8 protein-coding genes are annotated in these 7,525 nt (G+C 73.5%); 2 read left to right on the top strand and 6 right to left on the bottom strand.

The annotated features are described in order from the left end of the window. A partial coding sequence (locus tag DLJ47_RS23365) for a lysophospholipid acyltransferase family protein (protein ID WP_109902765.1) occupies positions 1 to 676 on the bottom strand: 676 nt, incomplete at its 3' end. Between the two features lie 116 nt (positions 677 to 792). Between DLJ47_RS23365 and DLJ47_RS23360 the strand changes: the two genes are divergently transcribed. Beyond that, entirely contained in the window at positions 793 to 1,437 is a 645-nt protein-coding gene (locus DLJ47_RS23360; RefSeq protein ID WP_109902763.1) for an alpha/beta hydrolase, read from the top strand. A 45-nt stretch (positions 1,438 to 1,482) separates the two neighbouring features. Here the strand turns inward: DLJ47_RS23360 and DLJ47_RS23355 are convergent, their stop codons facing one another. Both DLJ47_RS23355 and DLJ47_RS23350 read right to left on the bottom strand, forming a co-directional pair. After that, a complete protein-coding gene (locus DLJ47_RS23355) occupies positions 1,483 to 3,543 on the bottom strand; it encodes an amylo-alpha-1,6-glucosidase (protein ID WP_109902761.1) in 2,061 nt (686 codons plus the stop codon). Continuing rightward, the gene (locus tag DLJ47_RS23350) at positions 3,540 to 3,914 is read right to left on the bottom strand and encodes an SCP2 sterol-binding domain-containing protein (RefSeq protein WP_088992281.1); all 375 of its coding nucleotides are present in this window, start codon (positions 3,912 to 3,914) and stop codon (positions 3,540 to 3,542) included. The genes DLJ47_RS23355 and DLJ47_RS23350 overlap by 4 nt, the downstream gene beginning before the upstream one ends. Positions 3,915 to 4,126: 212 nt before the next feature. Here DLJ47_RS23350 and DLJ47_RS23345 point away from each other — a divergent pair, with 212 nt between their 5' ends. Beyond that, positions 4,127 to 5,239, top strand: a complete 1,113-nt coding sequence (locus DLJ47_RS23345; protein ID WP_109902759.1) for a DNA glycosylase AlkZ-like family protein — start codon at positions 4,127 to 4,129, stop codon at positions 5,237 to 5,239. A 127-nt stretch (positions 5,240 to 5,366) separates the two neighbouring features. Here the strand turns inward: DLJ47_RS23345 and DLJ47_RS23340 are convergent, their stop codons facing one another. From DLJ47_RS23340 to DLJ47_RS23330, 3 genes are all read right to left on the bottom strand, one after another. Then, a complete protein-coding gene (locus DLJ47_RS23340) occupies positions 5,367 to 5,783 on the bottom strand; it encodes a CBS domain-containing protein (RefSeq protein WP_109902757.1) in 417 nt (138 codons plus the stop codon). 95 nt (positions 5,784 to 5,878) lie between these two features. Further along, positions 5,879 to 6,319: a PPOX class F420-dependent oxidoreductase gene (locus DLJ47_RS23335; RefSeq protein WP_109902755.1), complete on the bottom strand. Its 441-nt coding sequence runs from the start codon at positions 6,317 to 6,319 to the stop codon at positions 5,879 to 5,881. Between the two features lie 52 nt (positions 6,320 to 6,371). Next, complete coding sequence (locus DLJ47_RS23330) at positions 6,372 to 7,397, bottom strand: aspartate-semialdehyde dehydrogenase (protein WP_109902753.1); 1,026 nt, start codon at positions 7,395 to 7,397, stop codon at positions 6,372 to 6,374. Positions 7,398 to 7,525: the final 128 nt, after the last annotated feature.

Genomic DNA, 7,525 nt, shown 5'->3' with positions numbered 1-7,525 from the left:
GGTGGGCGGGGAGCCACCAGCGGTCGTCCGGGCCGGCGGGGGCCTCCGGGTACTCCCGCTGGGCCCGGTCGACCAGCGCGTCCAGCCGCTTCTTCAGGTCGGCGGTCATCGCGTTCGGGTCCGGGTAGCCGGCCGGGTCCATCGGCTCACCGACCAGGATGGTGATCGGGGTGTGCCGGCGGGTGAGGGTGCGCGGCCGGCCCTTGGTCCACAGCCGCTGGGTGCCCCAGAGCGCCACCGGCAGCACCGGCACCCCGGCCTCCTGGGCCATCCGGGTGGCGCCGCTCTTGAGTTCCTTCACCGTGAACGAACGGCTGATCGTGGCCTCCGGGAAGACGCCGACCACCTCGCCCCGGCGCAGCGCGCTGACCGCTGTCGCGTACGACCCGGCGCCCGCCCGGCGGTCCACCGGGATGTGCCGCATGCCGCGCATCAGCGGGCCGGACACCTTGTGGGTGAACACGGACTGCTTGGCCATGAAGCGGACCAGCCGCTTCGCCGGGTGCGCGCCCAGGCCGCAGAAGATGAAGTCCAGGTAGCTGACGTGGTTGCTGGCCAGCACCGCCCCGCCGGTACGCGGGACATGGTGGGCGCCCTCGACGGTGATCTTCAGGTCGAGGACCCGGAACATCGTCTTGGCGGCGGCGATCACGGGCGGGTACACGAGTTCCGGCATCCGCAGAAAATACCCCGCCCACCTGTGAGTCACGCCAGGGTCGATCGCCCGGTCGGCGCTTCTGCCCTCGGCGTACCGGCTGGGCGGTCCGGCCCGGGCGGGGCCAGGATGGCGGGATGATCGAACGCGGGGTGCTGCTCTGGATCCACGGCGGCGGTTGGCGGGCCCGCTCGACCGAGGACGGCGCGGCGCTGACCCGGTACGGGCTGCGGGTGGTGCCGGCGACCTACCGACTGGTCGACCGGGCGCACTGGCCGGCCCAGCTCGACGACGTACGCGCGGCGGCGCGGCAGGCCCGCGCGGCGGCCGGGGATCGTCCGCTGCTGGTGGCGGGCGACTCGGCGGGCGGCACGCTGGCCCTGCACCTGGCGCTGCGCGGGGTGGACCGGCCGGACGACGTGACCGCCGCGCTGGCCTACTGGCCGGCCGTTGATCCGCTGGCCGCGGACTGGCGGCGGCTGCGCCGCGACGACGACCCGTGGGCCGGCCTGCTCGGCCACCCGCCCGCCGCCGGCGACCCGGCCACCGTCGACGCGACCGTGACCACGCACGCCGGCAACCGGGTACCGGTGCTGTTGGTGCACGGCGTCGCCGACCACTCGGTCCCGGTCAGCCAGTCGGTGGACCTGGCGGCGGCGCTGCTGGCCGCCGGGCACCCGGTGCACGCCTGGATCACCCACGGCGGGCACGCGCTCGACCTGCGCCGGCCGGACCTGGCGGCGGTGACCGGGGCGTTCCTGGACACCGTCCTGCCGGCCTAGCCGCCGTGCGCCGCCCTGGCCAGGGCGGCGCACGGTGCGCTCCGGTCAGCCGGTCGGCTCCTCGATCTCCAGCCGGCCGCGGGCGAACGCGTCCACCCGGCCCCACCGGCCCGGGATGTCCAGCACCTCGATCCGGCCCATCCCGATCGGCAGCCGCGGCTCCACCGCGAGGTGCCCCTCGTGCGGCTCCAGGCCGAGCATGGTGCGCAGCAGCAGCATCGGAGTGCCGGTCGACCACGCCTGCGGGCTGCACGCCGTCGGGTACTCGACCGGGAACTTGGTCAGCTCGCGCGGGTAGCCGCCGAACGCCTCCGGCAGCCGGCCCTGGAAGTAGGTCGCGGCGTCCAGGATGCCGTTGGCGATGATCGCCGACTCCTCGGCGAAACCGTACCGGCGCAGGCCCCAGGCGATGAAGGAGTTGTCGAACGGCCAGATCGTCCCGTTGTGGTAACCGATCGGGTTGTAGCGGACCTCGCCCTCGGCCAGCGTCCGCACCCCCCAACCGGAGAAGAGCCGGGGGCCGACCAGGTGCTGGGCGATCTTCTCGGCCCGATCGTGGTCGACGATGCCGCTCCACAGCAGGTGCCCGATGTTGGAGCTGAGCACGTCGCACTGCCGGCCGTCCGGGTCGAGGGCGAGCGCGTAGAACTCGCCGTCCTCCACCCAGAAGTCCCGGTTGAACCGCTCCTTCAGCTGCGCCGCCTCACGCTCCAGCCGGTCGGCGTAGTCCGGGTCGTCCCAGAACTCGCGGGCCAGCCGCGCAGCGCGCATCTTCGCGTCGTACGCGTACCCCTGCACCTCGCAGGTGGCCCGGGGGAACGGAGGCAGCTTGCCGTCGCGGTAGGAGACCGAGTCCCAGGAGTCCTTCCAACACTGGTTCTCCAGGCCGGTGTCGGTGTTACGCCGCTCGTACCAGATGTAGCCGTTGCCGACCAGGTCGGCGTAGTCGTCGATCCACTTCAACGCCGCCCGCGACTCCTGCTCCAACTCCTTGACCAGCGCGGCGTCCCCGGTCCACTTCTCGTACTCGTCGAGCAGCACCACGAACAGCGGAGTGGCGTCCACCGAGCCGTAGTACGGGGTGTGCGGCTGCTCCTCGAAGGCGGCGGTCTCGCCGTAGCGCATCTCGTGCAGGATCCGCCCCGGGTCCTCCTCCCGGAAGTCGTCGATCCGGGTGCCCTGCAACGCGGCCAGGATCCGCAGCGTGGTCGTGGACATCGTGGGCGTGAAGGGCAGCGTCTGCAGGCAGGTCAGGATGCTGTCCCGGCCGAACATGGTCATGAACCAGGGCAGGCCGGCCGCCGGCAGCGTCGCCCCGCCGAGGGAGATCGGCGAGAAGCGCAACGCCGCCAGATCGATCAGGCTCCGCCGGTAGGTGCTGCCCAACTCCTCGTGCTGGGTGTTCACCTTGGGCGCTTTGCGCAGCCACTCCTCCAGGTCGTGCTGGAGGGCGAGCCGTTCGGTGCCGTGTGCCCGCAACCCCATCCGCAGGTCCCGGCCGCCCGGCCCGACCGCGATGGTCTGCACGTCGATCCGGGTGTCCCACTGCTGGTTCGGTTCGAGGTGGACGGTGTACGCGAAGCCCTCCCGGTCGTACCGGGCCGGCGCGGACGAGGAGATCACCGTCTCCCGGGTGAAGTTGCCCCGCCGGTAGCCGAGCCGCAGCCGGTCCGCCTCGGGCTCGGAGTAGAGCTCTCCCTTCTTGTTCAGGATCTCGTCCTTGACCTGGAACAGGTCGGCGAAGTCGGCGCCCGCCTCCATCCGGATCTCCAGGTCGACCGGCTTCTCGTCGTGGTTGAGGATGGTCAACTGCTCGCGGAAGCTGCCGCCGACCGCGCGTTCCCGGATGACCGAGAGCTTGGCGTCGATGTAGTGCGTCGCCATGCCGGGCACCAGGAAGAACCGGGCCTCGTAGTACTGGAGGTCGTCGTAGGAGAGGGCGTTGAGCCGCTCCCCGTTGATGGTCAGCACCCAGGTCGACAGAAAGCGCATGTCGAGGGAGAAGAGTCCGGTCGGCTCGGTCGGCGTCGCCTCGATGTCGCCGGTGTCCTCGGAGACCACGAAGGTGTTGCCGTCCAGGATCCGGACGGTGCTGGTCTGGCTCATCGCTGCATCCCCCTCTCGAAGCGCCGGCGCGGCCCACGGCTGTCCGGCGGGCCCGGGAAGAGCCGTTCGACCTGCACCACCAGCCGGGCGTCGCCGGTCACCGTCATGTCCCCCCGGAACAGCGCCGCGATCCCGTTCTCCCGCCCGGTGGCCAGGTCCTCGAACAACTCCGGGGTGGTCCCGACGACGGTGTCCGCCTCGGCGTCCTCCTGGCTCACCTCGACCCGGCCCCGGTCCATCCGCATCAGCCAGTGCGTGGTCTGCGCCCCCTCGTGCAGATCGAAACGCAGCGTCCCCTTGGTCTTCGCCAGCACGGGTTCGAACCCCCGCCGGTCGAGATCCTCGAAGAACCTCGTGGTCGCGTCCACCATCGGGTCCTCTCCTCCCCGTCGGTCGGTCCCGGCTCCACGCCGGCCGGGTGGGCGGCGTGCCACGTACGTCCCACCGTCCGGCGTTCGGCCTCGGTGCACCGGGTCCCCGGCCGGAGCGGCGTCAACCTCGCCCGGATCGGGTGAGCCCGCGCCCGGCTGTCGCAGCCGGGCAGTAGCCTCCGGGAAAGCCGGAACGAGGGGCGGGAGGTCAGATGGCCACGAGCGGGCCGGAGGTCAGCCGGGAGCAGGTCCTCGCCTACCGGGCGGCGGCTCAGCAGCTGCACCGCCCGGGGCGTGCCGCGGCCGACCTCGCGGTGCTCGACCTCGGCGTGCAGGACACTCCGTACGGCTCGGCCCAGCTGGCGCTCGCCGCCCGGGGTGCCCCCACCGCCGACGACGACCGGCTGGAGCTGGTCTGGTCGATGCGCGGGGCACCGCACCTGCACCGGCGCGCGGAGCTGCCCGGCCTGGCCGCCGCGATCTGGCCGCTGGACGACGCGGACGCCACCCGACGCCTCCCCGGCCAGATCCGCGAGGGCGCCCGGCTCGGGCTGGCCGCCTTCCGGGTCGCGGCGGACGCGTTCGCCGCGGTGGTCACCGGGCCGATGGCCAAGGGCGACGTGAGCCGCGCGGTCAGCGACCGGGTGCCGGCCGAGCTGACGTACGACTGCGAGCCCTGCCGCGCCCGGCACATCTCCGGGGCGCTCTTCCAGCAGGCCGGCCTCGCCGGCGGTGTACGGCTGGCGGTCTCCGGGCGGGCGGCGACGCTCGCTCCGCTGCCCGGCTGGTCCGGTCCGCCCGAACGCGCGGCCGGCACCGACGCGCTGGCGCTGGCCTACCTGCGGTTGCTCGGCCCGGCCACGCCGGCCGACGTGGCCGGTTTCCTGGGCACCAGCGCCGGCGCGCTGCGCGGTGTGTGGCCCGACGGGCTGGCCGAGGTGCGGGTGGCCGGCCGACGCGCCTGGCTGCCGGCCGACCGGCTCGACGCGCTACGTGACGCCCGGCCGGCGCCGGGGGTCCGGCTGCTCCCGCCCGGCGACCCGTTCCTGCAGGGCCGGGACCGCGACCTGCTGGTGCCGGAGAGGGCCCACCAGAAGCAGCTCTGGCGGATCCTCGGCAATCCCGGGGCGCTGCTGCTCGACGGCGAGGTGGCCGGTGTCTGGCGGGCCAAGGCGGCGGGCCGGGGCGCGCTGGAGGTGACCGTCATCCCGTTCGAGGGTTACCCGCTGCCGGCCCGCGCCCGTCGCGAGGTGGACGCGGAGGCGGCCGTCGTGGCCGCCACCCGTGGCGCCGCCGACGTGCGGGTGCGCGTCGAGCCGACCTGACGTCCCGCACGCCCGCGGACGCAGCGACGCATCGGGCGTCGGGGCGCGGGCTCACTCGGGGACTGTGCCGCGGAACGCCGCAACGCCGGCCCCCGCACCGGGGAGCCGGCGTACCGCGGCGGACAGGTCAGTTGTTCGGGTCGTCGGCGCTGATGTCGGCGAGCACCGACTGGGGCTCCCGCTCGACCGCGAGGTCGCCCATGGACACCAGCCCCACCAGGCGCCCGTCGTCGACGACCGGCAACCGACGGACGGCGTAGGTCCGCATCAGGTCCGCGGCGGCCACCGCGTCGTCGTACTGGCTCACCGTGATCACGTCCTTGCTGGTGATCCGGTTGAGCGCTGTGTTGTTCGGGTCCAGGTTCTCCGCCACGGCCCGGACCGTGATGTCCCGGTCCGTGACGATGCCGACCACGTCGTCGCCGTCGGTCACCACCACGTCGCCGATGGCGCTGTCGCGCATCTCCTGCGCCGCCGCGGTGAGCGTGTCGTTGCCGTCCATCGTCACCAACCGGGTCGTCATGAACTCTCCGACCGTTGTCATGGTGCTCCCCTCTCGGTTCGGCACCGGCGGTCTACCCGCCGCCCCGCCGGGGTAACGCGCCCGGTCGCCGTGGGCGGGGGAGCGGCCGGGCCGGATCAGCCGCGGGGCGGGGCGCCGTAGACGCGCTCGACGTGCAGCCGCAGCACCAGCCGCCGTTCGGCGATCATCGCCCGCCGGTAGTCGTCCCAGTCGGGATGTTCGCCCTGGATCGACCGGTAGAGCCCGACCAGTTCCTCGACGGTCGCGTCCGCCGGGTCCGCGGCCACCGGGGTCAGCTCGGCCCGCGCGTCCGCCACCGCGTACGCCCAGCCGTCCTCGCTGCTGACGTGGAAGCTGGCCCGCGGGTCCCGGCGGAGATTGGCAGTCTTCGCCCGGTCGTCGGTCACCGACACCCGGATCACGCCGCGGTCCCGGTCGAAGGCGTAGACCACTGTGGACAGCTGCGGCCGGCCGTCCCGGCGGATGGTCGCCAGCACCCCCATCCACCGCCCGGCGATCAGGTCGGTCAGCGCTTCCCGGGTACGGTCGTCCGGCACCGCGTCCTCCTCGTCGAGTCGGGTCGTCCCGTCATCCCAGCACGGCGTCGGGTCAGCGCAACTCGGCGGCCACCAGCTCGGCGATCTGCACGGCGTTGAGCGCGGCGCCCTTGCGCAGGTTGTCGTTGGAGCAGAACAGGGCGAGACCGTGCTCGACGGTCTCGTCGGCCCGGATCCGCCCGACGTAGGTCGGGTCCTGCCCGGCGGCCTGCAGCGGGGTGGGCACGTCGCTCAGCGCCACGCCCGGTGCGTCGGCCAGCAGCTCGCGGGCCCGCTGCGGGGTGATCGGCCGGGCGAACCGGGCGTTGACCTGGAGCGAGTGGCCGGTGAAGACGGGCACCCGGACGCACGTGCCGGAGACCTTCAGGCCGGGGATCTCCAGGATCTTGCGGCTCTCGTTGCGCAGCTTCTGCTCCTCGTCGGTCTCCTCCGAGCCGTCGTCGACGACGGAGCCGGCCAGCGGGAGCACGTTGAACGCGATCGGCTGGGCGAAGGAGCGCGGCGCCGGGAACTCGACGGCGGCGCCGTCGAAGGTGAGGCCGCTGGCGTGCTCGGCCACCTTGCGGACCTGCTCGTCCAGCTCGGCCACGCCGGCCAGGCCGGCGCCGGAGACCGCCTGGTACGTCGAGACGACCAGGCTGACCAGCTCCGCCTCCTCGTGCAGCGGGCGCAGCACCGGCATCGCGGCCATCGTGGTGCAGTTCGGGTTGGCGATGATGCCCTTCGGGCGTACGGCGGCGGCGTGCGGGTTCACCTCGGCGACGACCAGCGGCACCTCCGGGTCCATCCGGAACGCGGAGGAGTTGTCGATCACGACCGCGCCGGCGGCGGCGACCCGGGGAGCGAGCTCCTTGGCGGTGCCCTTACCGGCTGAGAAGAGCACGATGTCCAGACCGGTGTAGTCGGCGGTGGCCGCGTCCTCGACGGTGATCTCGCCGTCCCGCCAGGGCAGCGCGCGCCCGGCCGACCGGGCCGAGGCGAACAACCGCACCTGCTCCGCCGGGAACTCCCGCTCGCCCAGCACCTGCCGCATCACGCCACCGACCTGGCCGGTGGCCCCCACAATGCCGATCCTCATGCCCGCGAGGCTACCCAGCCCCGGCCCCGGACCGGGAACGCTTTCCCACCGCCCGGGCCGACGCCACACCAGGCCCGGGCGGTGGGAAAGCGTTCCCGGTCCGGGGCCGGGGCTGGGTAGCCTCGCGG

The organism is Micromonospora sp. S4605, from assembly GCF_003176715.1.
GTDB lineage: Bacteria > Actinomycetota > Actinomycetes > Mycobacteriales > Micromonosporaceae > Micromonospora > Micromonospora echinaurantiaca.
This window is presented reverse-complemented; position numbering and strand designations above follow the sequence as displayed.